Here is a 25,114-nt window from a genome sequence, read left to right on the forward strand (position 1 = left end):
TGATTGATGAATAAACTCCGGCTGATTACCGGAGTTTTTTCATTTATAATAACCACATCATTTCACTACTTTTGTATGAGTAACGAACTTAGTTCAACATACATGAGTAAAAAAATTATAGCCCCTTCTCTTTTAGCAGCAGATTTCGCAAATTTACAGCGAGATATAGAAATGGTGAATCAAAGTGAAGCAGATTGGTTTCATTTAGATATTATGGACGGTGTTTATGTTCCAAATATTTCTTTTGGTATGCCAGTTGTTAAAGCCATTGCTTCTCATGCAAAAAAAACATTGGATGTTCATTTAATGATTGTTGACCCCGACCGTTATATAAATACATTCGCAGAATTGGGGGCCAATAACCTTACAGTACATTATGAAGTTTGCACCCATTTACATAGAACCCTACAAGCCATAAAAGCAGCAGGAATGAAAGCTGGTGTGGCACTTAACCCCCATACAAGCATAGACTTATTAGAAGACATTATCAATGATATTGACCTAGTGTGTATAATGAGCGTAAACCCCGGGTTTGGTGGACAATCATTCATTGAGAACACCTATGAAAAGGTAAAAGATTTAAAAGCATTGATAAAAACTAAAAATGCAAGCACCTTAATAGAAATTGATGGTGGAGTAACTTCGAAAAATGCAAAAACACTGATTGATGCCGGAGCAGATATTTTGGTAGCTGGGAGTTTCATCTTTAAAAGCTCCAACCCACCACAGACCATTATAGAACTTAAAGATATCATAGCATAATGGAATTTTTTGATGTTGCCATTATTGGCGGGGGTCCCATAGGTATAGCTTGTGGATTGGAAGCCAAAAAAAAAGGCCTGTCATATATTATCCTTGAAAAAGGGCCCATAGTAAATTCATTGTTCAATTATCCAGTAAATATGCAGTTCTTTTCCTCCTCGGAACGATTGGAAATTGACAATGTACCTTTTATAAGTAAAGAGGCAAAACCCAATAGAAGTGAGGCATTGGAATATTACCGTAGAATTGCCACATCAAATGAATTAAATATCAGATTATTTGAAAAAGTAGAATCAATTGAAAAAAAAGACAGCAATTTTATTATTGTATCCAATAAAAACAAATACAACTCCAAGAATGTAGTTGTTGCCACCGGTTTTTATGATTTACCCAACCGCCTAAAAGTACCAGGAGAGAACTTATCCAAAGTATCCCACTATTACAAAGACCCACATTTTTATGCTGGTCAAAAATTAGCAATTATTGGAGCAAGTAATTCTGCCATAGATGCTGCATTGGAATGTTGGCGTAAGGGTTCAGATGTCACTCTTATTATTCGTGGTTCAGAAGTAGGACAACGTGTAAAATATTGGGTTAGACCAGATATTATTAATAGAATTGAAGAAGGAAGCATCAAAGTATATTACAATTCTGAAGTAAAAGAAATTTCAGAAAATAAAATATCAATAAATACTCCTGATGGTATTATTTCTATTGAAAATGACTTTGTATTGGCCCTAACGGGATATATGCCCAATTTTGAATTTTTAGAAAAAATAGGAATAGAACTATCACAAGATGATAAAAGATTACCTAATTACAATCATGACACTATGGAAACCAATGTGGAAGGAGTATATCTTGCAGGAGTAATATGCGGAGGAATGGAAACTCATAAATGGTTCATAGAAAATTCAAGAATTCATGCCCCAATAATCATGAGTGATATATTGACAAAAAAGAAAGTATAACATCTTTTCAATAAATAAAAAAAGCCTTGCATTGCAAGACCAATTTTTATGTGACCGCGGAAGGATTCGAACCCTCAACCCTCAGAGCCGAAATCTGATATTCTATCCAGTTGAACTACGCGGCCTATTGCCTATAACTTAGGAAAGTTTTGCTTTTACAATGGTAGAGATAGTTTTACCATCAGCCTGTCCAGCCAGTTCTTTGGATACCATTCCCATTACTTTGCCCATATCTTTCATACCCTCTGCACCAATAGCATCAATTGTTTGTACAACAACTTTTTCAATTTCTTCTTCAGATAATTGTTCTGGTAAAAACTTTTCAATAATAGCAGCTTGTGCCAATTCAGGAGTTGCCAAATCATCCCTACCTTGTTCAGTGAAAATTGAAGCACTATCTTTTCTTTGTTTTACAAGTTTTTGAACCAGCTTTATTTCATCCTCCTCAGATAATTCATTACCAGCACCGCTTTCCGTTTGCGCCAACAGCAAAGCGGATTTAATTGCTCTAAGTGATTCTAAAGCAACTGAATTCTTGGCTTTCATGGCCGTTTTCATTTCTTGCATTACCTGTTGCTGTAAACTCATAGTCTATTGTTTTTTTGCGGGACGAAGATAAAAAAATATACCCGAAAATAGTTCATCTATTTTCAGGTATATCAATAGTTTTTATAGCCCATAATTATTAAAAAAAGCACTAATCCACATTATCATGCAAAAAAGAGTTGTTGGAACGCAATTGTATTTCATCATTACTGTCCTCGCTCAATGTTGTTCTGGAAACTTTGTTTTCATTTGGGTTGTCATTAAGGTTTACTCCTTGCCGCTTATAAGCTGGTTCTTTTTCAATTTCATCAACATTGTTTAAGCTGTTTTGAAATTTATAATTAAAGTCTTTGAGTTTCTTTCTTCTCTCATCTGCTCTACTTCTTAAAATATCTTCAATAGAACTGTTCATGGGGTCAGCATCTCCGCCTAAACTGGCTTCAACTTTATTTTCTTTTTCTTTTAGCGTAATTTTTTCAAAAACTAGCTCTTCTTCCACTATTTTAGGAATAAATTCTTCAGCTTTGGATTTGGCCCCTGTTAATTTCTCTTCTAGTTCCATATAATCATCCAAGCTATAGCGCGTTTCTCCCTCTTTATTATATTCCAAAACAGGAACAACTTCTATATGGTCAGTAACATCCATGTCACTCACTTCATCACTTAAATCAAAAGTAATTACATGTTCTTGTTCATCTTCCTCCTCTGTAATATCATCATTATTAAACAAAGGCAAATCGAAACTCAAAGCTGTTTGGTCCTCTTCCTTTTTGGAGGATACCACAACAGGATCAATTACCTCTATATCATTTATTAAATCCTTGGCATCTATAATAATGAAATCATCTTCTACTAGATTCTCAGCGATTACCTCCTCATAAAAAACATTAAAGTTTCTAATATAATTTGTTGTAGGTATTAATTCATCATCTAGTTCAACATCCAATAAGGTATGTTTAATAACTGGCTCAGAAACCACCTCTTCTTCCTCTTCTAAAACAATATCGTCCAAGTTTTTTTCTTCAACTTCAACTTGTTCTGCCCTTTTCTCTTCCTCTAAAGTGTGGATTATTTTTTTTGTTTCGGTATTTACAATATCGTCTTGTTGTTCAATATCAAAACCTGTGGCTATAACAGTTACTGCAATTGCTTCACCTAAAGTATCATCCTCACCCACACCCATAATAATATTGGCTCCAAAACCTGCTTCTGTTTGGATATGATCATTGATTTCCCCTATTTCATCTATTGTAATTTCCTGAGAACCAGAAACAATAAGCAGCAATACATTTTTAGCCCCAGAAATTTTATTGTCATTCAATAACGGAGAATCCAAAGCTTTCATAATTGCTTCGTTGGCTCTTGATGAACCTGATGCTGTAGCAGAACCCATAATAGCTGTACCACTATTTGAAAGTACTGTTTTAGCATCCCTTAAATCAATGTTTTGAGTATAATGATGCGTAATTACTTCTGCAATACCTCTTGCAGCAGTTGCCAATACTTCATCTGCTTTAGAGAAACCAGCCTTAAAACCTAAATTACCATATACTTCTCTTAATTTGTTGTTGTTGATGACTATTAAAGAATCTACATTTTCACGCAATTTTTCTATTCCTTGTTGCGCTTGTTGGCACCTCATTTTTCCTTCAAACTGAAATGGCATCGTAACGATACCTACCGTTAAAACATCCATTTCCCTAGCTTGTTTGGCAATTATTGGAGCAGCACCAGTTCCTGTTCCTCCACCCATTCCAGCAGTAATAAAAACCATTTTTGTACTATGTCCCAGCATGCTTTTAAGATCCTCCATGCTTTCAATAGCAGCTTGTTCACCAACTTCAGGGTTTGCACCAGCACCCAATCCTTCTGTTAGAGATACACCCAATTGTATTTTCTTCGGTACCGGACTATTATCCAATGCCTGAGAATCTGTATTGCAGATTACAAAATCTACTCCATTGATTCCTGCTTGGAACATATGGTTAATGGCATTACTACCACCACCGCCAACGCCGATTACTTTTATTACATTACTTTGATTCTTAGGTAAATCAAAAGAGATATTATCAAATTCGGTGCTCTTGCTCATGTTTTATATATTACTGGTTGTATATTGATTTTATTGAATGATTTTTTACTCTGCGTTATCTAAAAAGTCTTTCAACTTTTCTGACCATTTATCAAAAACAGACTTTCTTTCTCTTTTGATTGCTCCAGTGGTCGCTGTTTCCACATGCTGCTCATCATACATACCATCTTCCAGTCCTTCTTGCTCCTCAACAACTCTGTTCTTATCCTTGTTTTTTACTGCATTCATTAATAATCCTACAGCTGTAGCGTACATAGGACTTGCTATTTCTTCATCAGAATCACCTGCCAAATGCTCATTTGGAAAACCAATCCTTGTATCCATTCCTGTGATATATTCCACTAATTGCTTTAAATGCTTTAATTGGCTACCACCACCTGTAAGAACAATACCAGCAATTAATTTCTTCTTTTGATCATCGTGCCCATAATTTTTTATCTCTACATATACCTGCTCTACAATTTCTACAACTCTAGCGTGGATTATTTTAGAAAGATTTTTAAGTGTAATTTCTTTTGGTTCTCTTCCTCTTAACCCAGGAATAGATACAATTTCATTGTCCTTGTTCTCACCCGGCCATGCAGAGCCAAACTTCATTTTTAATAATTCCGCTTGCTTTTCTATAATAGAGCAACCTTCTTTTATATCTTCTGTTATTACATTACCTCCAAAAGGGATAACTGCCGTATGACGAATGATGCCATCTTTAAAAATGGCCAAATCAGTTGTTCCGCCTCCTATATCTATCAATGCAACACCAGCCTCTTTTTCTTCCTGGCTTAATACGGCATCTGATGATGCCAAAGGCTCCAATGTTATATTGCCTAAATCCAGCCCGGCACTTTTAATACATCTGCCAATATTTTTTATTGAAGTAACCTGACCCACAACTACATGAAAGTTGGCTTCTAACCTACCTCCGTACATACCAATAGGTTGTTTAATCTCTGCCTGTCCATCTACCTTATATTCTTGCGGCAATACGTGAATGATTTCTTCGCCAGGTAGCATAATCAATTTATATACTTGATTGCATAACTTATCTAAATCCTCTTCGTTGATAACTTCTTCTGAATTGATTCTTGTTATATAATCACTATGTTGTAAGCTTCTAATATGTTGCCCAGCAATACCAACTACTACAGAACCTATTTTTAATCCTGCATCAACTTCTGCCTGCTCAACAGCCTGCTGTATTGATTTTATAGTTTGGGTAATATTGTTTACAACGCCACGATGAACGCCTAAGCTTTTAGATTTACCAATACCCAAAACCTCAATTTTGCCGTATTCGTTCTCCTTACCAATAATGGCTACAATCTTAGTGGTTCCTATATCTAACCCAACTGAATAACTATCTTGTTCCATAATTTATATTTTGGTGCAAACTACCTGATTATTAAATTCTAAGCTTACCATGTTATATTCTTCCAGCGTTTTGTCCTTATTTGCTTTGGTATAAAACGCTTTAAAATTGTTGAACTTCTCTGTTAAATTGTCCACTCCACCAAGATTCACCACAAAATTTTCCATTCGGAATTTTAGCTGATACTTATCTACATCATCAATATGTATTCCTATAACATTTTTACGTAAAAACTCATCAGAATTAATATGTTTTAGGATAACATATACATCCTCCAGACTTTCACCTGTGATTTTTCCCGTAATTATAGGAACTCTAGCAGAATGATACTTGGATAACGGCATGCGTTTCCCCTCATCATCTACATAAAATTTTGTAATCCCCTCTACTCTTCCGATTGGTCGCCTCTGAACAATTTTAGACGTAAGTTCACCATCTACAGTAAGATAAACTTGGGCACTTTTCACCATTTCATTGGTCTCAATGACCTTTTCTATAGTATTCAAAACTAATTTTTCTTTAGGCACGTTTTTAAGACTCCCATAATTTTGTATTAACAATTTATTAACCGACTCATGTGTTAGGTATAAATTGTCATTTCCTACAAATTCAATTTTTAAGTCTTTGATTTTCTTGCCTTTACTTCTCACATCTGTAAACGCATAAAGACCAGCCACAATAAAGAGCAACAATATCATTTTAAAAATGTTCCAATTAAATCGCATTTTCAAATTCTTTTTTTATATGTGAAACTTCTAATCCAATATCACCAGCACCCATGGTGACCAATACTTCTGGATTTTGTTTTTTTATTTCCTTAATTAAATTCTCTTTTAGAACCAATTTTTTATTCTTATTATTTATTTTTTCTAATAACCATTCAGAGGTAATTCCCTCTATTGGCAATTCTCTTGCTGGATAAATATCCAACAGCAGAATACTGTCAAATTTGGCTAAACTCATTGCAAATTCAGCAGCAAAATCCTTTGTTCTGGAAAATAAATGAGGTTGAAAAATGGCTAAAACTCTTTTGTTTGGATGCATTTCCGAAATGGCGTCATAAATGGCATTTATCTCGGTAGGGTGATGCGCATAATCATCAATAAAAACAAAACTGTTGTTCTTTATTTTATACGAAAATCTACGCTGTACACCTTTAAAGCTTTCCAAAGCATCCGCAAGACGATTCAAAGGGGAACCTGCTTGAATCGCCATTGCAAAAGCTACCAAGCCATTCAGCAAATTATGTTTTCCCGGCTTATTGAACTTAACCCGTTTTAGGGTTGTTTCTGGAGTTTCCAAATCAAAAATGTAGGTGCCATGTTCTATTATTAAATGTCGAATACAATAATCCGAATCATCATCTATTCCATATGTAATTCCATCCAAAGGCAGTCCTTTTCTAACAAAAAGCTTTCCGTTTGGTTTTATTTTATTTACGAAATCTTTGAAAGATTTCTTTAATTCATCAGTAGTGCCATAAATATCCAGGTGATCCGCATCCATAGATGTAACACAGGCTACATTGGGCGATAATCTTAAAAACGATCGATCAAATTCATCAGCCTCTACAACAGAATACTTATTCCCTTCAAACAAAAAATTACTATTAAAATCTTCTGATATGCCTCCCAAGAATGCGGTTAAAGGGGTTCCTGTTTCTTTGAGTAAGTGAGCCAAAATACTTGAAGTTGTAGTTTTACCATGAGTCCCGGCCACAGCAAAGCAAAATGTATCCTTGGTTATTATTCCTAAAACCTCTGAGCGTTTCTTTACATCAAAACCATTCTTTTGAAAATAACTATACTCCGTATGCTCTTTTGGAACGGCTGGCGTATACACAACAAGAGTGTTTTTTGGATTCTTATAATCTTCTGAAACTAATTGCAAGTTATCCTCATAATGAATAACTATATCCATTTCCTCTAAACTTTCCGTTAAGGGAGTTTTAGTCTTATCATATCCTGCAACATTCTTATTAATGAACTTAAAATATTTGGCCAAGGCAGACATACCAATACCTCCGATACCAATAAAATAGACGCTATGTATGTCCCTTATGTTCATGATGCTTTAAGCAGTTTTTCTATTTGATTTACGATATCTTTTGTTGCATTTGGCATCGCCAATTGTTTTATATTTTTGGCTAGTTCTTCTTGTTTGTTTTTAGACATGTATAAATCTGAAAAAAGGCTTTCAAACCCAACATCCAGATTTTTCTCTTTTATCATTAGAGCCGCATTTTCCTTGACTAAAGCTTCTGCATTTTTAGTTTGATGATCTTCCACAACATTGGGAGACGGAATAAATATGGCTGGTTTCCCAACGATACATAATTCTGAAACTGAACCTGCTCCTGCTCTTGATACAATTATATCTGACGCTGCATAGGCAAAATCCATCCTGTTTAAAAAAGGCAGAACCTTTACTGTGTCAGAATCGTGTTTTTTATAATTTGCATAGTACAATTTGCCACATTGCCAGATAATTTGGATGTCAAAAGTTTTGAAAAACTCTAGTTTTTGTTCTATCAATTGATTTATTCTCCTTGCTCCTAGGCTTCCGCCTAAAATCAATAAAGTCGTCTTTTTTATATTCAACCCAAAAAAACCTACAGCTTCTTTCTCATTACAATTATTTTTCACCAAATCCGACCTCACTGGATTTCCTGTTTTAACAATTTTATCAGCTGGAAAAAATTGCTCCATTCCATCATAGGCCACACATATTTTTTGTGCTTTTTTAGCCAACAACTTATTGGTAATTCCAGCATAGGAATTTTGTTCCTGCAAAACACAAGGAATTCCTTTTTGCGATGCAATTTTTAAAAGTGGTCCACTAGCAAAACCCCCAGTACCAATTACAGTATGTGGTTTAAACTTTACTACTATGTTTCTTGCCTTTATCAAACTACTTATCAATTTAAATGGAAACATTAGGTTTTTTAATGTCAATTTCCTTTGTAACCCACTAATCCATAAACCTTCTATTTTATATCCTGCCTGTGGTACTTTTTCCATTTCCATTCGATCCTTTGCACCAACAAATAAAAATTCAGCTTCAGGATATCTTTCTTTCAATTCATTTGCAATGGCAATGGCAGGGTAAATATGTCCGCCAGTACCTCCTCCAGAGAGTATAAACCTATAATTGCCCACTCAATACTTCTAAAGGATTCGTTTCATCCATCTCCATACTTTCAATTTCTGAAGATGTTCTTTTTATACTTGCGCTCAATACAATTCCAATAGCCAAACAGGTCATCCAAATAGAGGTTCCTCCCATGCTTATTAATGGCAACGGCTGTCCTGTAACTGGAAAAAGCTGCACTGCTACCGCCATATTAATCAATGCCTGAAAGACAATAGGAAGACCTACACCCACAACCAATAACTTACCAAAAATGGTTTGGTTTGCATTGGCTACGACGACAATTCTAAACAACAACAACAAATAGAAAAACATGAGTGTAAATCCTCCAATAAGTCCGTATTCTTCAACAATTATGGCATAAATAAAATCTGAAGAACTCTGTGGCAAAAAGTTCTTCATAACACTTTTCCCTGCACCATTCCCAATTAAACCTCCACTTGCAATGGCGATTTTTGCCTTTTCAATTTGATAATCAGCCTCGGTATCTTCAGGGTTCCAAAAACTTTCTATTCTGCTAGTCCAAGTATCCACTCGATTCGGAAATAAATCTGGCAAGGCCTTAGCTGTTAAAACAAACATGGTAAGCCCCAACAAACCTGCTCCTACTATTCCCAACAAATACTTAATAGGATATCCACCTAAAAAACATAAAACCAATACCATAAAAAAGATAATGGCCGCAGTGGAAAAATTGGCTGGTAAAATCAAAACAACAACTAAAAAAACTGGAATCCACAATGGTAAAATGCTTTCTGTAAAAGTGATTGTTTTCTCTTTAATTTTAGTTAAATACCTAGCTACATAGACCATTAGCACCACAGATGCCAAGGTTGATGCTTGAAAAGTGTAACCCACCAAAGGCAATCTAATCCAACGGCTAGTATTGGTTCCTCCAGAGCTACTTCCCTGTGCCAATGTGTAGACCAATAATATTAATACTATGGGCATAACAATAAGAGAAAGCCCTTTAAAAAAATGGGTTGGTATTTTATGAACACCATAAATAATTCCAAAACCTAAAAACAAGAACAAAGCATGTTTTACCAAATAACCAATAGTAGTCCCATTACCCACTACATAAACCAAGTTGCTACTGGCACTATAAACAGGTAAAAACGAAAATAATGCCAATAGGGCAACCACGCCCCAAATAGCCTTATCCCCTTTTATATTTTTAAAGAATCTTACCATTCTTCTTTATAAGTTTTTTACTGCTTCTTTAAATTGATTTCCTCTATCCTCATAATTATCAAAAAGGTCAAAACTTGCACATGCCGGTGACAACAATACAGTATCTCCTCTTTCTGCAATTTTGTATGCAACTTTTATGGCTTCTTCCATGGCATATGTTTCTATCATTAAATCCACCACATTTCCAAAGACATCCACTATTTTAGAACTATCTAGCCCCAAACAAATAATCGCTTTAACTTTTTCACGAACCAATGGCATTAATTCCATATAATCATTTCCTTTATCTACCCCACCAACTATCCATACTGTAGGGGTGCTCATACTATCCAATGCATAATAGGTTGCATTTACATTGGTTGCCTTGGAATCGTTTATATACTGTACATGATGTATTTTCAAGACTTTTTCCAGTCTATGTGGCGCTCCTTGAAAATTTTCGATACTCTGCCTTATCGTCTCCTTTCTAATGCCTACTAACTTAGCTGCTGTAGATGCGGCCATTGTATTCTTAAGGTTGTGCTTACCTTCTAAAGCTAATCTGTCTGTAGTAACCATTATAATATCTTTTTTTATTTTAATTCTAATTTCATTGTTCACTAAACATGCCCCTTTCTCAACTTTATTTTCAATTGAAAAAGGCAATAATTTGGATTGAATTGGATGCTCATCTAACCATTTAACCAGAACTTCATCATCTGCATCATAAATGAGATAATCATTCTCATCCTGATTTTTAGTTATCAAAAACTTAGAAGCGATATAATTCTCAAAACTATATGCATACCTATCCAAATGGTCGGGAGTAATGTTTGTAATAATGGCGATATGTGGTTTAAACTCCACTATGCCATCCAATTGAAAACTGCTAATTTCCAACACGTAATAATCAAAGTTATTTTCTGCAACCATTTTTGCATAACTGTCACCAATATTGCCTGCCATGCCTACATGCAAACCACCTTCATTTAAAATGTGGTTCGTAAGCATTGTAGTTGTGGTTTTACCATTACTTCCGGTAATTCCAATGACAACAGCATCTGTATATTTTGATGCAAATTCTATCTCAGAAATTACAGGAATGCCTTTCTCCACAATTTTCACCACCAAAGGCACTGTATCTGGTATGCCAGGGCTTTTCATTACTACATCAGCATTCAGTATTTTCTTTTCTGTATGCTGTTGATCTTCCCAATCAATCCCAAAATGTTCAAGAACTTTTTTGTACTTATCTTTTATTATTCCTTTATCAGAAACAAAAACTTTATATCCTTTGCTTTGACCTAAAATTGCTGTCCCAACTCCACTTTCTCCCCCGCCTAAAACAACCAGTAGAGCCATTTATCTCACTTTTAATGTCACGAATGTCACAATTGCCAATAAGATTCCTACAATCCAGAAACGGACAACTATTTTACTTTCATGATATTCTTTTTTCTGATAATGATGATGGAGAGGAGCCATTAAAAAAACACGTTTCCCCTCACCAAATTTTTTCTTTGTGTACTTAAAATACCCCACCTGCAACATCACAGAAATAGACTCTGCAAAGAAAATTCCGCACAGAATAGGTATTAACAATTCTTTTCTAACTATTATGGCAATTACAGCAATGATTCCTCCTATTGTTAAACTTCCAGTATCGCCCATAAATACCTGTGCAGGAAAGGCATTATACCATAAAAACCCAACCAAAGCACCAACAAAAGCAGTTATGAAAACAACTAATTCCCCTGCCATTGGGATATAGAAAATATCCAAGTATTCAGAGAAAATAACGTTACCCGATACCCAAGCAAAAATGCCAAGAGTAAGAACTATGATTGCCGATGTCCCGGCCGCCAAACCATCTATCCCGTCAGTTAAATTTGCACCGTTTGAAACCGCTGTGACTATAATTATCACAACTGGGATAAAGATTAACCATGCATATTTTTCCAGTCCATCACCAGCCCAAGAAATTAAATCAGCATAATCAAACTCATTATTTTTAAAAAAAGGAACTGTAGTCTTGGTTGATTTTACTTCTTCCCCAGGAACTTCTTCAACTGTGAAATTTTCGGTTATTTGGGTTTTGCTCTGCTCTTTCATAGTAACCTGCGGATGTAAATAAAGAGTGGCACCCACCATTAATCCCAAGACAATTTGACCCATTACTTTAAATCGCCCTTTAAGACCTTGCTTATCCTTTTTAAACACTTTTATATAATCATCCACAAAGCCTATTATTCCCATCCAAACCGTAGTGATTATCAACAAAATGATATAAATATTGTCCAATTTTGCAAAAAGAAGTACTGGAATCAATGTGGCCATGATTATGATAAGTCCGCCCATTGTTGGGGTTCCCGCCTTTTGTTTTTGACCTTCTAACCCTAAATCCCTGACCGTTTCTCCAATTTGTTTGTGTCTTAAAAACAGAATAATCCTCTTTCCGAATACCGTTGCAATTATCAAGGACAACAACACGGACATGGCGGCTCTAAATGTTAAGAATTGAAAAAGACCTGCGCCAGGAAGCTGGTATTGTTTTTCCAAATATTCAAATAAGTAGTATAACATAATTATAAACCCGCCAAGGTCATTTGTTTAAACTTGTCAATAGTTCTTTTACAATTTTAAAATCATCAAAATCCGTTCTCTTACCATTGGTTTCTTGATACGTTTCATGTCCTTTTCCGGCAACGAGAATAATATCATTCCCAACAGCCAATTGGCAGGCAGTTTTAATTGCCTGTTCACGATTTTCAATAGAAAGAATTTTTTTCACATTTTGGGGTTCTACCCCAGCTTCCATTTCTTCAATTATTACACCAGCAGATTCTGTGCGGGGATTGTCTGATGTAAAAATGGCTTTGTTGCTCATTTCTGAAGCGATATGACCCATAACCGGGCGCTTAGACTTATCTCTGTCACCACCACACCCCACTACGGTGATAACATTTTCATTTCCAGTCCTCAATGTATTGATAGTATCAAGTACATTTTTAAGCGCATCCGGCGTATGGGCATAATCAACAATTGCCGTTATTTTTTCCTTTGATATATAATATTGAAACCTTCCGTCCACGTTTTCCAATTCGCTCAACAAACGAAGTGTTTCTATTTTTTCTAATCCCAGTAAATCAGCTGTGGCATAAATAGCCAACATATTATAGGCGTTAAAATCACCTATTAATTTTGACCATAATTCATTGTCATCAATTTTTAATAATTGACCATGAAACTGATTTTCCAAAATATTTGCCCTGTAATCTGCATACGTTCTTAAAGCATAGGTGTATTTTTTGGCTTTGGTATTTTGTAGCATTACCAAACCATTTTTATCATCAACATTTGTTAATGCAAATGCTTTTTTAGTCAAATTGTCAAACAGCAATTTTTTTGTATCCCTATACTCAGCAAATGTTTTATGATAATCTAGATGGTCATGAGAAAGGTTCGTGAAAATTGCTCCTTCAAAAACTAATCCTTCTGTTCTTTTCTGATGAATTCCATGAGAACTCACTTCCATAAAGCAAAATTCCACACCAGCATCGTTCATTAAGCTTAGATGTTTGTTTATAGTCAAAGCATCTGGTGTGGTGTGAGAAGTAGCATACTCCATATCATCCACCATAATTTTAATAGTGGAAATTAATCCAACCTTAAATCCTGCTCTTTTAAATAGCTGATATAAAAGACTACTGACCGTAGTTTTTCCATTTGTCCCTGTAACTGCAACTAGTTTTAAATTTTTTGAAGGGTTTCCATAAAAATTAGATGCCATGATTGCTAATGCCTTGGCTCCATTATCCACCTCTACATAAGTGACGCCGTTCACCATATTTTTTGGCAACTTCTCACAAATAATAGCTTTGGCTCCAGCATCCACCGTTTTGTCAATGTACTCATGTCCATCGGTAACCGTTCCCTTAACAGCAACAAAAACATCATCCATCCCCACTTTTCTAGAATCAAAGCAGATGGAATTAACCATTGTATTTGTAGTTCCGCTTACTGCGGAAAGACTAACCCCATATAGTATGTCTTTAAGCAGCGTCATGAAAGTTCTAATACAATTTTTTTGATTTTATTTAAATCGGTTCCCTGTGATATGGATTGTTCTTTTACTTTTCCGTTTCCTTTAACTTCCACGGTTAGTCCCAAATTTTCTAGAATAGAAATAGCATCCATTCCACTCATCCCTTTTACATTAGGCATTGTGCTATACTTCTTTTGAGCCTCTGCATAATACCCTTCATATCTTAATTCCAACTCATTGTTTTGAGGTTTTAAAAATTCAACCTCATCAGTTTTTGGAGAAATGGTATAAATTTTTTGTGCGATTGATTTAAAAACTGGACCAGACACATCTGCACCATAATAACCAACACTTCTATCCGGTTCATGAATCACCACAATGCAGGAATATTTTGGATTCTCTGCTGGAAAGTATCCTGCAAAAGATGATATGTACTTCAGCTTATCCGGATCCTTAGAAACGTAGTTCTTTTGAGTTGTACCTGTTTTCCCCGCCATTGAAAAATTCTCTGCATACAATCCATGACCAGTTCCATGCTTCTTCTCCACTACATTTTTAAGAAGCTGTTGTACTTTCCCAATAGTTTCTTTAGAACAAATAGATGGATTGATAACTTCCTTATCAAACTTTAGAATTGTTTTATTCCACTCCTTCACCTCTTTAATCAATCTTGGCCTTAACATCTCACCATTATTGGCAATAGCGTTATAAAATGAAAGTGTTTGTAAGGGTGTCAATGAGACTTCATACCCATGAGACATCCATGCTAAAGAAATACCAGACCATCCTTTATCCCCTGGATACCTTATAACTGGTGTGCCTTCTCCTTTAATGGGCATACCCAACTCTTTATGCAATCCCATGCTCATTAATCGGTTTACAAACTTTTCTGGATTTTCTTTGTAGTTATTATGAATCATTTTAGCGAAGGCTGTATTGGAAGAAACCTCAAAAGCCTTAGAAACAGTAATTTCCCCATAACCACCATGTTTGGAATCTCTTACTGTTCTGTCATACACCTTAAACCTTCCTTTTTCTGTATCCATCACTGTGCTTGTGTCTACCACTTTGTCTTCCAAGGCAGCTACCATGGACATTAATTTAAAGGTAGATCCAGGTTCATGGGACTCTCCTACAGCATAATTTAATCGTTCATAATATTTACCATCTGCTGTTCTACCTAAATTAGAGATTGCTTTCACCTCTCCAGTTTTGGTCTCCATAACTATGACACAACCATGATCTGCTTTGTAATGCTCCAATTGCTTCAACAGAGCATGATGGGCTATATCTTGTATGTTGATATTGATTGTAGAAACCACATCATACCCATCTTTGGGCTCAACTATATTATCCAAACCAATTGGTTTCCATTGACCTTTGGCAATTTTTTGCTTTAATCGTTTTCCTTCTATACCTCTTAAATATTGTCCAAAAGCACCTTCTAGCCCTACCCTAGTGTAATACCCATTATCATCCACGCGTTCATAACCAACACTGCGTTCGGCAATTTTCCCTAGTGGGTGTTCTCTTACTATTTTTTGTTCAGCAATAAAACCTCCTCTGTTCGGGCCTTTTTTAAACAGTGGAAATGCTTTTACTTTTATGTAATCTGAATAGTCTAGATTTCTAACTATCAAGGCATATCTATTTTTATTTACCTTGGCTTTCCTTAAAACTTGCTCGTAATGCGACGAAGGTTTTCCTAATAATTTGGAAAGCTCATCGGAAAGAGGTTTAACATTCTCTTCAAAATCATCGCTCTTGACAGTTTCAGCATCAAAACGAATGGTATACCTAGAAACTGACGTTGCCAAAAGGCTGCCATCATCAGAATATAAATTACCCCTATTAGGTTCAATGGTGAACATTTTTTCAGTACGCTGCATGGCTAAATCCTTATATTTATCGCCATCCACCATTTGTATTCTGGTCATTTTAAATGCAACAGCAAAGGCAAAGACAAAAAGGAATCCTGCCACTACATACAACCTGGTCAATATGTTTTTTTCTGTTGTTGCCACTATTCTGCTGACTTAACTTTTATTTTTTTTGGTGGAGTTTCAGAAGGATACAACCCTTTTTCCTCTACCACTTGCATTACCTTAGATTCTAATTTTAATCGTTGCACATCTCCACGAGTGTCAACAAACTCACTTCTCAATTCTTTAACCTCTTCATTTAAGGCAGCTATTTGATGTACTTTTTTGTCCGCACTATGAGAACTGGCAATCATAACCACCGCCAAAAAAGAAAAGAAGAAAATGAACAACCAGTTTTTTGGCGCATCTCCACTTATTAAAAACTTTCCTTTTAATATGTTTAATAATCCCTTTTTCATTTTATATTCTTTCAGCTATTCGCAGTTTAGCACTGCGCGCCCTATTATTTTCTTTTATTTCTTCGGGTGATGGTGCAATTAAGCCGCCTACCTTTTTAAATGGAACATCCACATTGCCATAAAAATCTTTCTCAGCCTCGCCATCAAATTTTCCTTCGCGAACAAACCTTTTCACCAGCCTATCTTCTAAAGAGTGATAACTTAAAACACTAATTCTTGCTCCTTTTTCCATTAAATCTGGTGTCTGTAACAAAAATTCTTTTATTACCTGAATCTCTTGATTTACCTCAATCCTAATGGCTTGGTATATCTGGGCCAGAATTTTATGTTCCTTGAACTTGGGCAAAAACTTTTGCAACACCTTTTTTAACTCTTCAGTGGTTCTTATTGGCGATTCCTCTCTATAATCCACTATTGATTTTGATAGTGCATTGGCATTTCTTAAATCACCATATTCAAAAAATACTTTTCTTAAATCATCATAGGAGTAATCATTAACCACTTCATAAGCAGATACACTGTTTTTTTTGCTCATCCTCATATCTAAATCTGCATCAAACCTTGTGGAGAAACCACGTTCTGCTTTATCAAATTGATGGGATGAAACTCCAAAGTCTGCCAAAATTCCATCTACTTTCCGAATGCCATAGAACTTTAAAAACTGAGTGATGTACCTAAAATTTTCATTGATTAGCACAAATCTTTCATCATCTAGCGCATTCTTTAAAGCATCCTCGTCCTGATCAAAGGCAAATAACTTTCCATGCTCCCCCAGCCTTTTTAATATTTCGTTGGAATGCCCTCCACCACCAAAGGTCACATCTACATACACTCCATCTCTTTTTATATCAAGACCATCAACGGTCTCTTTGAGCAATACCGGATTATGGTAACTCATTTGTATTTAACTTCTTGCTTCCCATAGATTCCTCAGCCATTTTTGCCACATCTTCGTCCGAAACATTGATAGTCTCCTCATAACCATCTTTATCCCAAACCTCTATAAAACCAACAGAACAAGTCAAAACTACGTCTTTACTTATTCCAGCAAACTCCACTAAATTCTTTGGAATCTGCAATCTTCCAGTACCATCAATCTCAACAGGGGTTAGGCCAGCCGTATAAATTCTAAAAAAAGTGTTGTTTACTTTATCAAAGCTGTTTTGCTCCCTTAATTGTTTACTTATATCATTCCAGTATTCCATAGGGTGCAGTTCCAAGCAACGCTGAAATACCGATCTCTTAAGAACAAAACCATCATTAAGCACAGGTGCCAACTGTTTTTTTAGTACAGTTGGCAACATAATCCTACCTTTGGTATCGGCTTTACAATTAAATTGACCTATGAGATTAATCACTGAATATGAATGGCTTTAGCTTTAATAACTCAAATATATAGAAATTATTACCACATTTTTCCACTTTTTTCCAGAATTTACCACTTTGTTGATAAATTTTTCCACTTTTAAGTACTTAAAATCCACTTAGCATGGTAAAAGCACCGTGAAATTTCGACCGACTTTAGTAAAAAGGAACAGGTTTATAGTGTTATAAATAATTTGAAAAGGCAGTAGTTGTATGGTATTATATGGAAATGTATATATTTGTCAGAACTGACCAGAACTAGTCCTTAATGGAAGAAAAAATTATTACTGATGGAAAATACCGATATATAGAAATAGGAGAAGGAACACCTATTATTATATTACACGGTTTGATGGGAGGATTGAGTAATTTTCAAGGAGTCACTGAGTATTTTCCAGAAAAAGGATATAAAATCTTAATTCCAGAACTACCCATTTATGATATGCCTTTATTAAAAACCAATGTGAAGTTCTTCGCAAAGTTTTTAGAAAAATTTATTGAGCACAAGGACTTAAAAGATGTTGTTTTACTAGGAAATTCTTTGGGAGGACATATAGGGTTGTTACACACCAAATTATATCCAGAAATGGTTAAGGCTTTGGTAATTACTGGAAGCTCTGGTCTTTATGAAAGTGCCATGGGAGATGGTTACCCTAAGCGAGGAGATTATGAGTTTATCAAAAAGAAAGCCCAAGATGTTTTTTATAATCCCGAAGTAGCAACAAAAGAAATAGTAGATGAGGTTTTTGCAACTGTCAATGATAGAATGAAGCTTGTAAAAACACTATCCATTGCCAAAAGTGCCATACGCCATAATATGTCCAAAGATTTACCAGATATGCATACCCCTACGTGCATTATATGGGGCGAAAATGATTCTGTTACCCCACCAAATGTGGCAAAAGAATTTCATGAACTATTACCAGATTCTGACTTATTTTGGATAAAAAAATGTGGGCATGCACCTATGATGGAGCATCCAAAAGAGTTTAACCAATTGTTAGATGCTTGGCTTACAGAACGTAATTTCTAAAAAATACCTTCTCAGATGAAAATAAAGTCTTCTGACTTTGTAATGAGTAACTCCAGTGTAGAAAGGTGTCCCAATGAACCTATTCCAGAATATGCTTTTATTGGAAGGTCCAATGTGGGAAAGTCTTCTTTGATAAATATGTTAACTCAAAGAAAAAGCCTAGCAAAAACATCTGGAAGACCAGGAAAAACACAGCTTATCAATCATTTTAAAATAAATGGCAATTGGTTTTTGGTAGATTTACCAGGTTATGGGTATGCCAAAGTTTCTAAAAAAGACAAGAAAACGTTCCAAAAATATATTACGGACTATTTTCTTAAAAGAGAACAATTGGTTTGTGCCTTTATTTTAGTTGATATTAGACATGAGCCTCAGAAAATAGACATGGAGTTTATGGAATGGATGGGTGAAAACCAAATTCCCTTCTCCATTATATTTACAAAAGCTGATAAACTTAGGCCAAAGGCTATAGAAAAACATGTAACAGATTACATTACAATCTTGCTTAACGGTGTATGGGAAGAAGCACCAAACCATTTTATTACCTCATCATCCAATAGTATGGGGAGAGAAGACGTTTTAGACTATATAGATAATATTAATACCGATTTCTTTAAACTGGTTGAAGGCTGATTTAAGTCTTAAAAAACTTCTTCTTTTTCACCTCGATAAGTTCAATTAGTTCCTCTGGAGATTCTATAACATCCAATATTTCTGTATGTATAAAAACCTCCATAAAACCATTGATTACTGCAAATACTATTGGATACGTGTATGGGTCTTTATCTTGTAAATCAAACTTCTTTATGAACTCATTTTTATGTAAAAACTCCATCCCAATAGCTTTTGGGTGGTTATTCTTTAAAAGTTTCTTATTCTGTTTTCTATATTTTCTCCAAACTTTATCTTCTGTTAGGGTACCATAGGTTATATCGCATAGATTACAGGTATATGTATCTGGGCTCAACATTTTGTGGGCACTATCCAAAATGGCATTGTGAATACCAGAATTGGCATTATAAACAAAAATCAAATTGTTATTTGCCATAAATTATTTCTTCAACTCTAATTTCTCAGCAAAATAATCACAGAAATCTTTCATGGTCGCAGTCATTTTTTCATCTTGGGTGGCTTTCATAAAGGTATCTGATAAAGAAACTAAAGTTTGATGAAAGAAAATTTTCATTTCATCCACGGGCATATCTTTGGTCCATAAATCAATTTTTAAAGACTCTTGATTCTTACTGTCCCAAACGGAAAGCAACATGGCTTTAGCATCTTCATTATCAATTCCTCCATCTTGTGCAGACCAAGTTAATTCTTCGGGAACTCTATTTTCGTCTAATCCTACTCGTAATGTAATTTCTGATGTATGCAATTCTGCCATTTATTTTGCTGGTTTATAATTTGCCTTTTTAAATATTTCTTCTGCTGGCAAGTTCAATAATTGTTGAAGTGTTACCTCATTATTCTTCATAAAAGATTTAACTATTTGCCAACCTGTATATCGTCCAATTCTCCCTGGAGATTCATTATCCACCTGTTCCAATTGAAATTTGGAAAACGGGGCTGGGTCCAAAAATCGAGGTCCCAATTTACTATCTGTATTGTAAAGCAATTCCCTTTCTATAAAATACCTCCATACTTGTTCTTCATTAGCTATGGCCCAGTCCAACTGTTCTTGGGAGTATCCTATTTTTTGAGCATCGGTTTTAAAAGGAATTAATTTATCCTTTATATATAATTCCTTTCCATAATAAACCATTTGTGCTAAAAAAGAACGGTCTCTAGGCGGCATAACAACTTTGTTCGCAAAGGCATTGGCAACATCACTGGTTAGATACTCCTTATCCAATCCATGGGCAATATACCGTTGAATACCTGCATAGAATTTGTGCGTACTACCTAGATAATTGGCTAACCCTATGAACAAAATAGAATCTGCCAATATTATCCTACTTTGATATTCTACATCAGTAGTGACAGTAATCACTTTTGGAGTTTTATATTTAGGAAAGTAATGTTTTATATGTTTAAACAAAAGTTCTAAATCTGCCTTTTCTTCTTCAAAATCACCAAACGTAGTATTTACTTCACTTTGCAATTCCAATTGCAGGGTGTCTTTCATTTTCGTCTCCCAAACACTGTCCGGATATTGCTCTGGGAATAAATATGGGTATTTGTTCTTTAAATCTTGCAACTGGGTAGGTAATGTATTGGCAAACTCCCTGTCAAAACGATTTATTTGTAAATCCAAAGGAATGTTTCCTATTTCCTTGGCCACCTTGTCATTGCCACCACAGCTTATTAATATTAAAAAAAATGAGAAAACTATAAAAAAGGGCTTCTGCATAGGAAGTAATTAGCAATCAATTTTATTTTTAAACGTGTACGCTTTATTTTTACGAGCAAAGTTAATTGTTTTCAATCTAATAAAATACTACCATGCTAACAGAAAAAGTTACAACCTATATAGTAAACTGGTTAAAGGATTATGCTACCAATGCCAATATAAAAGGATTTGTAATTGGTGTTTCTGGTGGAATAGATTCCGCTGTGACCTCCACTTTATGTGCCAAAACAGGTTTAGACCTTTTGGTTTTGGAAATGCCCATTCACCAAGCAGAAAGTCAGGTAACAAGAGCCTCAAGACATATTGATTGGCTTATGGATAATTTTAAGAATGTAAACAGGCAAATGGTAAACCTAACACCAGTTTTTGATAGCTTGGTCGCATCACTCCCAAAAGTAGATAACGAGGAGGAACGATTTATGTCCCTTGCAAACACCAGAGCAAGATTAAGAATGACCAGCCTTTATTATTTTGCAGCCCTTAAAGGATATCTAGTAGCTGGGACCGGAAATAAGGTTGAGGATTTTGGCGTAGGGTTTTACACAAAATACGGAGATGGTGGTGTGGATTTAAGCCCAATTGCAGATTTAATGAAGTCTGAAGTATATGAAATAGCGAAATTTGTTGGAGTAAATTACGAAATTATAAAAGCCGCTCCCACAGATGGCCTTTGGGGTGATGATAGAACCGATGAAGATCAAATAGGTGCATCATATCCAGAACTGGAATGGGCCATGTTAATGAATGATGAAGGGAAAACAGCCGACGATTTTACGGGAAGAAAAAGGGAGGTTTTTCTTATATATAAAAAGTTTAATTCTGCAAACAAGCATAAAATGATTCCCATCCCTGTTTGTGAGATTCCAAAATCCTTAAAATAACGTTTTAGCTGATAATCATGCAATTAAATCGAAAAAAAAAATGAAAAACGTCAATTTTCGTAAAAAAAAGCAACATTTGTACAATGAAATTAGATTTTTACCCTTACATTGTGCGTCAGTATTTTTCGACGTATAATTAGGTTAAAAAGTCTTTAAAATAACCAAACCATGATAAAAGTATTGATTGCGGATAACCATCCTGTTGTTCGCATAGGTATAAAAGAAGTATTGAAATCAGCAAAAGATTTTGACGTAATAAACGATGTTTCTACTACTACTGAATTATTTGAAACATTAAAAAGTGTTGTCCCTGATGTTATTATCCTAGAAATGGATATCCCAGAAATTAATGGAATCGCAACCTTAAGAAAAATAAAGCAAGACTATCCTAATGTAAAGGTTTTAATCTACAGTGGACAATCTGAAGATGTGTATGCTTTAAGTACAATTAGAGCTGGTGCTTTTGGTTATCTTTCTAAAACTGCCGATTTAGATTATATTATAAGTGCTGTAAGAAAGGTTAGTAATGGCGATATGTTTATTACCAATGAATTGGCTCAGCGTTTGGCCTTTGATGAGGGTACACAAAAACCAAGAAGATTCTTTAGAAAACTTTCTACAAGAGAAGTAGAGGTTTTAAAAATGTTGGCAAGTGGCAAACGCAATAAAGAAGTTGCAGAAGGATTAAACCTTAATGAAAAAACGGTAAGTACATATAAAGCTCGTTTAATGCGTAAGCTTAACGTTGATAATCTTGTAGATTTACTACAACAAGCAAAAGCTTTAGAATTATATTAAAAAGAATAAATTTTTAACAATTAAAACCCTTTGATTAATTTCTAAGGGTTTTTTATTATCCTAAAGCTTAGGAAAGAACCCTATTAAGTTTTCGGTTAAGTAATTTATTTAATTCCAGATAGTTTCTAACTTCTTCTAAAACTTCAGAATTATCTTCCATTTTTCCTTCAACTTCAAGGCTAAGCTTTTCTACTCTTCTCTTTATTAAAAAGCACCTTAAGGTTAATATAGTTTCACTTACCAATTGAGAGATATTAGTATTCTTATCCTTTGGGTAAATATTCTTGCTTTCCCAATTGTCCAAAGAATATTTTTCGTCTTCCATTAAAATCGACGAAACTTCCGAACCTAATTCTTGATCCAAATTAGAAACAAAAGTGTTGATAGAAAAATCCTCTTTCACATTTAGTTCTTCTATCAATTTATAATACGTATTCTTAAACTGGGAATGTGTAAGTTCAATTTCATCTTCCTGCAAATCCAGATAGATTTTTTCATACACTTTTGACACAATGCTTTCTGGTTCCAAGACCAAAACACCTTCATCGGTTTCTTTTAAAATTAAATCTTCAAATTCCTGTTCTTGGTTACCATAAAGCAATAGCATTTCTATTATTTTTCGCTCCAGCTCAAATTGCACATCAACCTTTTCAATAGTTTGCTGGTTTTTAACTACCTCAAAAGCTTTTTGTTCTTGCCTTACTTTTTTTGAAGCATCAGAAACTTCTTTTTTGCCAATTTGAGCCAAGGTATTAAAGAGAACTTCCTCTGAAACATTCATTAACCTGGCACATTCCTGAATATAGATTTCCCTTTTTATCTGGTCAGGAATCTTGGAAATACTATTTACAATATCTCTTACTGTATCGGCCTTTTTTATTGGGTCATTATTGGATTCTTCAACCAATAATGAAGTTTTAAACTGAATAAAGTCCTTGGAATTTTCTTGTAAGTAGAGCACAACTTCTTCATACTCATTATTTTTAGAAAAACTATCTGGGTCTTCGCCTTCAGGAAAAGTACAGACTTTCACATTCATCCCCTGTTCCAAAATTAAGTCTATCCCTCTGAGTGAAGCTCTTAAACCTGCCGCATCACCATCAAAAAGTACTGTAATGTTTTTGGTTAATCTATTGACCAATCGTATTTGATCGGGTGTAAGTGCCGTACCACTTGATGCAACCACATTCTGGATACCTCTTTGATGAAATTGAATTACATCTGTATAACCTTCAACCAAATAGCAATTGTCTTCTTTTGCAATAGCTTGCTTGGCAAAATTAATTCCATATAAGACTTTACTCTTATGGTAAATATCACTTTCTGGGGAGTTTAAATATTTAGCGGCTTTCTTGTCATTTGTTAAGATTCTTCCGCCAAACCCCAGTACTCTTCCACTCATGGAATGTATTGGAAACATGACACGCCCCTTAAAACGGTCGAACTTTTTAGTAGAATTCTCTCCTTCTTTAACAATGGTAAGCCCCGTTTTTTCCAAGAAATCCAATTGATACCCTTGTTCTAGGGCAGTAGTTGTGAAAGCTTCCCATTGGTCCAAGCTATAGCCTAGTCCAAACTTTTTAATAGTTTCATCTGTAAAACCACGTTCTTTAAAATAACTTAGTCCAATTGCTTTTCCAAGTTCGGATTCCCACAATACTTCGGCAAAATATTTCTGAGCATATTCAGATACCAAATACATACTTTCACGTTCATTGGCCTGCTCTTTTTGCTCATTGCTTTGCTCGGTTTCTTCGACTTCTATATTATACTTTTTAGCCAAGTACTTTATAGCTTCTGGATATGTAAAATGCTCATGCTCCATTAGAAAAGCTACAACATTTCCACCTTTACCACTACTAAAGTCTTTCCAAATCTGCTTTACTGGGGATACCATAAAACTGGGAGTGCGCTCATCCGAAAACGGACTTAGTCCCTTAAAACTGGATCCTGACTTTTTTAACTGCACAAAATCACCGATTACCTCCTCTAATCGAGCGGTTTCATAAACTTGGTCTATAGTAGATTTTGAAATCAAGATTCACAATTTTGTAGTTGCTAAATGTAGCAAAAATTGATTAAATTGACGTCTAATACATACCTCATGTTTTTATTTTTTGGTACTCGTTCTGGCAAAACAGATACTATTTCTTTACAAAATATTCAATGTCCCCATTGTGAACAAAAGAACACTGTATACATAAGCACAACACCTTCTTATTTTTATTTATTTTGGAT

At 34.9% G+C, this 25,114-nt stretch carries 24 protein-coding genes and 1 tRNA gene; 6 read left to right on the forward strand and 19 right to left on the reverse strand.

Going from position 1 to position 25,114, the window contains the following annotated elements; genetic code table 11:
* The first annotated feature begins 102 nt into the window (after positions 1-102).
* Together rpe and AC000W_RS05280 are read left to right on the forward strand one after the other, a co-directional pair.
* A complete protein-coding gene (gene rpe, locus AC000W_RS05275) occupies positions 103-762 on the forward strand; it encodes a ribulose-phosphate 3-epimerase (protein WP_474746635.1) in 660 nt (219 codons plus the stop codon).
* Positions 762-1,733, forward strand: coding sequence for a YpdA family putative bacillithiol disulfide reductase (locus AC000W_RS05280; protein WP_474746636.1), 972 nt, complete (start codon positions 762-764; stop codon positions 1,731-1,733). Before rpe ends, AC000W_RS05280 begins: the two co-directional genes overlap by 1 nt.
* 51 nt (positions 1,734-1,784) lie before the next feature.
* On the opposite strand, the gene AC000W_RS05285 is transcribed toward AC000W_RS05280, so the two are convergent.
* The 15 genes from AC000W_RS05285 to AC000W_RS05355 form a co-directional block, all read right to left on the reverse strand.
* Positions 1,785-1,858: transfer RNA gene (locus AC000W_RS05285), tRNA-Arg, on the reverse strand.
* 13 nt (positions 1,859-1,871) lie between these two features.
* A complete protein-coding gene (locus tag AC000W_RS05290; protein WP_474746638.1) occupies positions 1,872-2,321 on the reverse strand; it encodes a GatB/YqeY domain-containing protein in 450 nt (149 codons plus the stop codon).
* A 109-nt stretch (positions 2,322-2,430) separates the two neighbouring features.
* Positions 2,431-4,371, reverse strand: coding sequence for a cell division protein FtsZ (ftsZ, locus tag AC000W_RS05295; RefSeq protein ID WP_474746639.1), 1,941 nt, complete (start codon positions 4,369-4,371; stop codon positions 2,431-2,433).
* Positions 4,372-4,416: 45 nt separating this feature from the next.
* The gene (ftsA, locus tag AC000W_RS05300) at positions 4,417-5,739 is read right to left on the reverse strand and encodes a cell division protein FtsA (protein WP_474746641.1); all 1,323 of its coding nucleotides are present in this window, start codon (positions 5,737-5,739) and stop codon (positions 4,417-4,419) included.
* A gap of 3 nt (positions 5,740-5,742) precedes the next feature.
* Positions 5,743-6,462 (reverse strand): cell division protein FtsQ/DivIB, encoded by a 720-nt coding sequence (locus AC000W_RS05305; RefSeq protein ID WP_474746642.1) that lies wholly within the window; start codon positions 6,460-6,462, stop codon positions 5,743-5,745.
* Positions 6,452-7,804, reverse strand: coding sequence for a UDP-N-acetylmuramate--L-alanine ligase (murC, locus tag AC000W_RS05310; RefSeq protein ID WP_474746644.1), 1,353 nt, complete (start codon positions 7,802-7,804; stop codon positions 6,452-6,454). The genes AC000W_RS05305 and murC overlap by 11 nt, the downstream gene beginning before the upstream one ends.
* The gene (murG, locus tag AC000W_RS05315; RefSeq protein ID WP_474746645.1) at positions 7,801-8,895 is read right to left on the reverse strand and encodes an undecaprenyldiphospho-muramoylpentapeptide beta-N-acetylglucosaminyltransferase; all 1,095 of its coding nucleotides are present in this window, start codon (positions 8,893-8,895) and stop codon (positions 7,801-7,803) included. Before murG ends, murC begins: the two co-directional genes overlap by 4 nt.
* A complete protein-coding gene (locus AC000W_RS05320) occupies positions 8,882-10,081 on the reverse strand; it encodes an FtsW/RodA/SpoVE family cell cycle protein (protein ID WP_474746646.1) in 1,200 nt (399 codons plus the stop codon). Before AC000W_RS05320 ends, murG begins: the two co-directional genes overlap by 14 nt.
* 6 nt (positions 10,082-10,087) lie before the next feature.
* Positions 10,088-11,422 carry a UDP-N-acetylmuramoyl-L-alanine--D-glutamate ligase gene (gene murD / locus AC000W_RS05325; protein ID WP_474746648.1) on the reverse strand — a complete coding sequence of 445 codons (1,335 nt, stop codon included), beginning with the start codon at positions 11,420-11,422 and terminating at the stop codon, positions 10,088-10,090.
* Positions 11,423-12,643 carry a phospho-N-acetylmuramoyl-pentapeptide-transferase gene (gene mraY, locus AC000W_RS05330; protein WP_474746650.1) on the reverse strand — a complete coding sequence of 407 codons (1,221 nt, stop codon included), beginning with the start codon at positions 12,641-12,643 and terminating at the stop codon, positions 11,423-11,425.
* Between the two features lie 19 nt (positions 12,644-12,662).
* Positions 12,663-14,126 carry a UDP-N-acetylmuramoyl-L-alanyl-D-glutamate--2,6-diaminopimelate ligase gene (locus tag AC000W_RS05335; RefSeq protein ID WP_474746651.1) on the reverse strand — a complete coding sequence of 488 codons (1,464 nt, stop codon included), beginning with the start codon at positions 14,124-14,126 and terminating at the stop codon, positions 12,663-12,665.
* Complete coding sequence (locus AC000W_RS05340; protein ID WP_474746652.1) at positions 14,123-16,129, reverse strand: penicillin-binding protein; 2,007 nt, start codon at positions 16,127-16,129, stop codon at positions 14,123-14,125. The genes AC000W_RS05335 and AC000W_RS05340 overlap by 4 nt, the downstream gene beginning before the upstream one ends.
* Complete coding sequence (locus AC000W_RS05345) at positions 16,129-16,446, reverse strand: FtsL-like putative cell division protein (RefSeq protein ID WP_474746654.1); 318 nt, start codon at positions 16,444-16,446, stop codon at positions 16,129-16,131. Before AC000W_RS05345 ends, AC000W_RS05340 begins: the two co-directional genes overlap by 1 nt.
* Before the next feature lies 1 nt (position 16,447).
* Positions 16,448-17,344, reverse strand: a complete 897-nt coding sequence (gene rsmH, locus AC000W_RS05350) for a 16S rRNA (cytosine(1402)-N(4))-methyltransferase RsmH (protein ID WP_474746655.1) — start codon at positions 17,342-17,344, stop codon at positions 16,448-16,450.
* Positions 17,331-17,804: a division/cell wall cluster transcriptional repressor MraZ gene (locus tag AC000W_RS05355; RefSeq protein ID WP_474746657.1), complete on the reverse strand. Its 474-nt coding sequence runs from the start codon at positions 17,802-17,804 to the stop codon at positions 17,331-17,333. Before AC000W_RS05355 ends, rsmH begins: the two co-directional genes overlap by 14 nt.
* Before the next feature lie 275 nt (positions 17,805-18,079).
* Here AC000W_RS05355 and AC000W_RS05360 point away from each other — a divergent pair, with 275 nt between their 5' ends.
* Together AC000W_RS05360 and yihA are read left to right on the forward strand one after the other, a co-directional pair.
* On the forward strand, positions 18,080-18,844 hold the full coding sequence (locus tag AC000W_RS05360) for an alpha/beta fold hydrolase (RefSeq protein ID WP_474746658.1): 765 nt from the start codon (positions 18,080-18,082) through the stop codon (positions 18,842-18,844).
* Between the two features lie 15 nt (positions 18,845-18,859).
* The gene (yihA, locus tag AC000W_RS05365; RefSeq protein WP_474746659.1) at positions 18,860-19,477 is read left to right on the forward strand and encodes a ribosome biogenesis GTP-binding protein YihA/YsxC; all 618 of its coding nucleotides are present in this window, start codon (positions 18,860-18,862) and stop codon (positions 19,475-19,477) included.
* A 1-nt stretch (position 19,478) separates the two neighbouring features.
* On the opposite strand, the gene AC000W_RS05370 is transcribed toward yihA, so the two are convergent.
* Genes AC000W_RS05370 through gldB form a run of 3 tightly spaced genes read right to left on the reverse strand, consistent with a single transcriptional unit; the run spans position 19,479 to position 21,197 of the window.
* Positions 19,479-19,892: a GTPase gene (locus AC000W_RS05370; protein WP_474746661.1), complete on the reverse strand. Its 414-nt coding sequence runs from the start codon at positions 19,890-19,892 to the stop codon at positions 19,479-19,481.
* Between the two features lie 3 nt (positions 19,893-19,895).
* On the reverse strand, positions 19,896-20,231 hold the full coding sequence (gene gldC, locus AC000W_RS05375) for a gliding motility protein GldC (RefSeq protein ID WP_474746662.1): 336 nt from the start codon (positions 20,229-20,231) through the stop codon (positions 19,896-19,898).
* The gene (gldB, locus tag AC000W_RS05380; RefSeq protein WP_474746663.1) at positions 20,232-21,197 is read right to left on the reverse strand and encodes a gliding motility lipoprotein GldB; all 966 of its coding nucleotides are present in this window, start codon (positions 21,195-21,197) and stop codon (positions 20,232-20,234) included.
* A gap of 92 nt (positions 21,198-21,289) precedes the next feature.
* Here gldB and nadE point away from each other — a divergent pair, with 92 nt between their 5' ends.
* Both nadE and AC000W_RS05390 read left to right on the forward strand, forming a co-directional pair.
* The gene (gene nadE, locus AC000W_RS05385) at positions 21,290-22,078 is read left to right on the forward strand and encodes an NAD(+) synthase (RefSeq protein WP_474746665.1); all 789 of its coding nucleotides are present in this window, start codon (positions 21,290-21,292) and stop codon (positions 22,076-22,078) included.
* A 168-nt stretch (positions 22,079-22,246) separates the two neighbouring features.
* The gene (locus AC000W_RS05390) at positions 22,247-22,876 is read left to right on the forward strand and encodes a response regulator (protein WP_474746666.1); all 630 of its coding nucleotides are present in this window, start codon (positions 22,247-22,249) and stop codon (positions 22,874-22,876) included.
* 67 nt (positions 22,877-22,943) lie between these two features.
* On the opposite strand, the gene dnaG is transcribed toward AC000W_RS05390, so the two are convergent.
* Positions 22,944-24,914, reverse strand: coding sequence for a DNA primase (gene dnaG / locus AC000W_RS05395; protein WP_474746667.1), 1,971 nt, complete (start codon positions 24,912-24,914; stop codon positions 22,944-22,946).
* Between the last annotated feature and the right edge of the window lie 200 nt (positions 24,915-25,114).

It is taken from the genome of Saonia sp., assembly GCF_056326165.1.

What these genes read in the sequence shown, in the direction of transcription:
- rpe (WP_474746635.1), top strand. Translation starts at nt 103, where the DNA reads ATGAGTAAAAAAATTATAGCCCCTTCTCTTTTAGCAGCAGATTTCGCA.
- AC000W_RS05280 (WP_474746636.1), top strand. Translation starts at nt 762, where the DNA reads ATGGAATTTTTTGATGTTGCCATTATTGGCGGGGGTCCCATAGGTATA.
- AC000W_RS05290 (WP_474746638.1), bottom strand. Translation starts at nt 2,321, where the DNA reads ATGAGTTTACAGCAACAGGTAATGCAAGAAATGAAAACGGCCATGAAA.
- ftsZ (WP_474746639.1), bottom strand. Translation starts at nt 4,371, where the DNA reads ATGAGCAAGAGCACCGAATTTGATAATATCTCTTTTGATTTACCTAAG.
- ftsA (WP_474746641.1), bottom strand. Translation starts at nt 5,739, where the DNA reads ATGGAACAAGATAGTTATTCAGTTGGGTTAGATATAGGAACCACTAAG.
- AC000W_RS05305 (WP_474746642.1), bottom strand. Translation starts at nt 6,462, where the DNA reads ATGCGATTTAATTGGAACATTTTTAAAATGATATTGTTGCTCTTTATT.
- murC (WP_474746644.1), bottom strand. Translation starts at nt 7,804, where the DNA reads ATGAACATAAGGGACATACATAGCGTCTATTTTATTGGTATCGGAGGT.
- AC000W_RS05320 (WP_474746646.1), bottom strand. Translation starts at nt 10,081, where the DNA reads ATGGTAAGATTCTTTAAAAATATAAAAGGGGATAAGGCTATTTGGGGC.
- murD (WP_474746648.1), bottom strand. Translation starts at nt 11,422, where the DNA reads ATGGCTCTACTGGTTGTTTTAGGCGGGGGAGAAAGTGGAGTTGGGACA.
- mraY (WP_474746650.1), bottom strand. Translation starts at nt 12,643, where the DNA reads ATGTTATACTACTTATTTGAATATTTGGAAAAACAATACCAGCTTCCT.
- AC000W_RS05335 (WP_474746651.1), bottom strand. Translation starts at nt 14,126, where the DNA reads ATGACGCTGCTTAAAGACATACTATATGGGGTTAGTCTTTCCGCAGTA.
- AC000W_RS05345 (WP_474746654.1), bottom strand. Translation starts at nt 16,446, where the DNA reads ATGAAAAAGGGATTATTAAACATATTAAAAGGAAAGTTTTTAATAAGT.
- rsmH (WP_474746655.1), bottom strand. Translation starts at nt 17,344, where the DNA reads ATGAGTTACCATAATCCGGTATTGCTCAAAGAGACCGTTGATGGTCTT.
- AC000W_RS05360 (WP_474746658.1), top strand. Translation starts at nt 18,080, where the DNA reads ATGGAAGAAAAAATTATTACTGATGGAAAATACCGATATATAGAAATA.
- yihA (WP_474746659.1), top strand. Translation starts at nt 18,860, where the DNA reads ATGAAAATAAAGTCTTCTGACTTTGTAATGAGTAACTCCAGTGTAGAA.
- AC000W_RS05370 (WP_474746661.1), bottom strand. Translation starts at nt 19,892, where the DNA reads ATGGCAAATAACAATTTGATTTTTGTTTATAATGCCAATTCTGGTATT.
- gldC (WP_474746662.1), bottom strand. Translation starts at nt 20,231, where the DNA reads ATGGCAGAATTGCATACATCAGAAATTACATTACGAGTAGGATTAGAC.
- gldB (WP_474746663.1), bottom strand. Translation starts at nt 21,197, where the DNA reads ATGCAGAAGCCCTTTTTTATAGTTTTCTCATTTTTTTTAATATTAATA.
- nadE (WP_474746665.1), top strand. Translation starts at nt 21,290, where the DNA reads ATGCTAACAGAAAAAGTTACAACCTATATAGTAAACTGGTTAAAGGAT.
- AC000W_RS05390 (WP_474746666.1), top strand. Translation starts at nt 22,247, where the DNA reads ATGATAAAAGTATTGATTGCGGATAACCATCCTGTTGTTCGCATAGGT.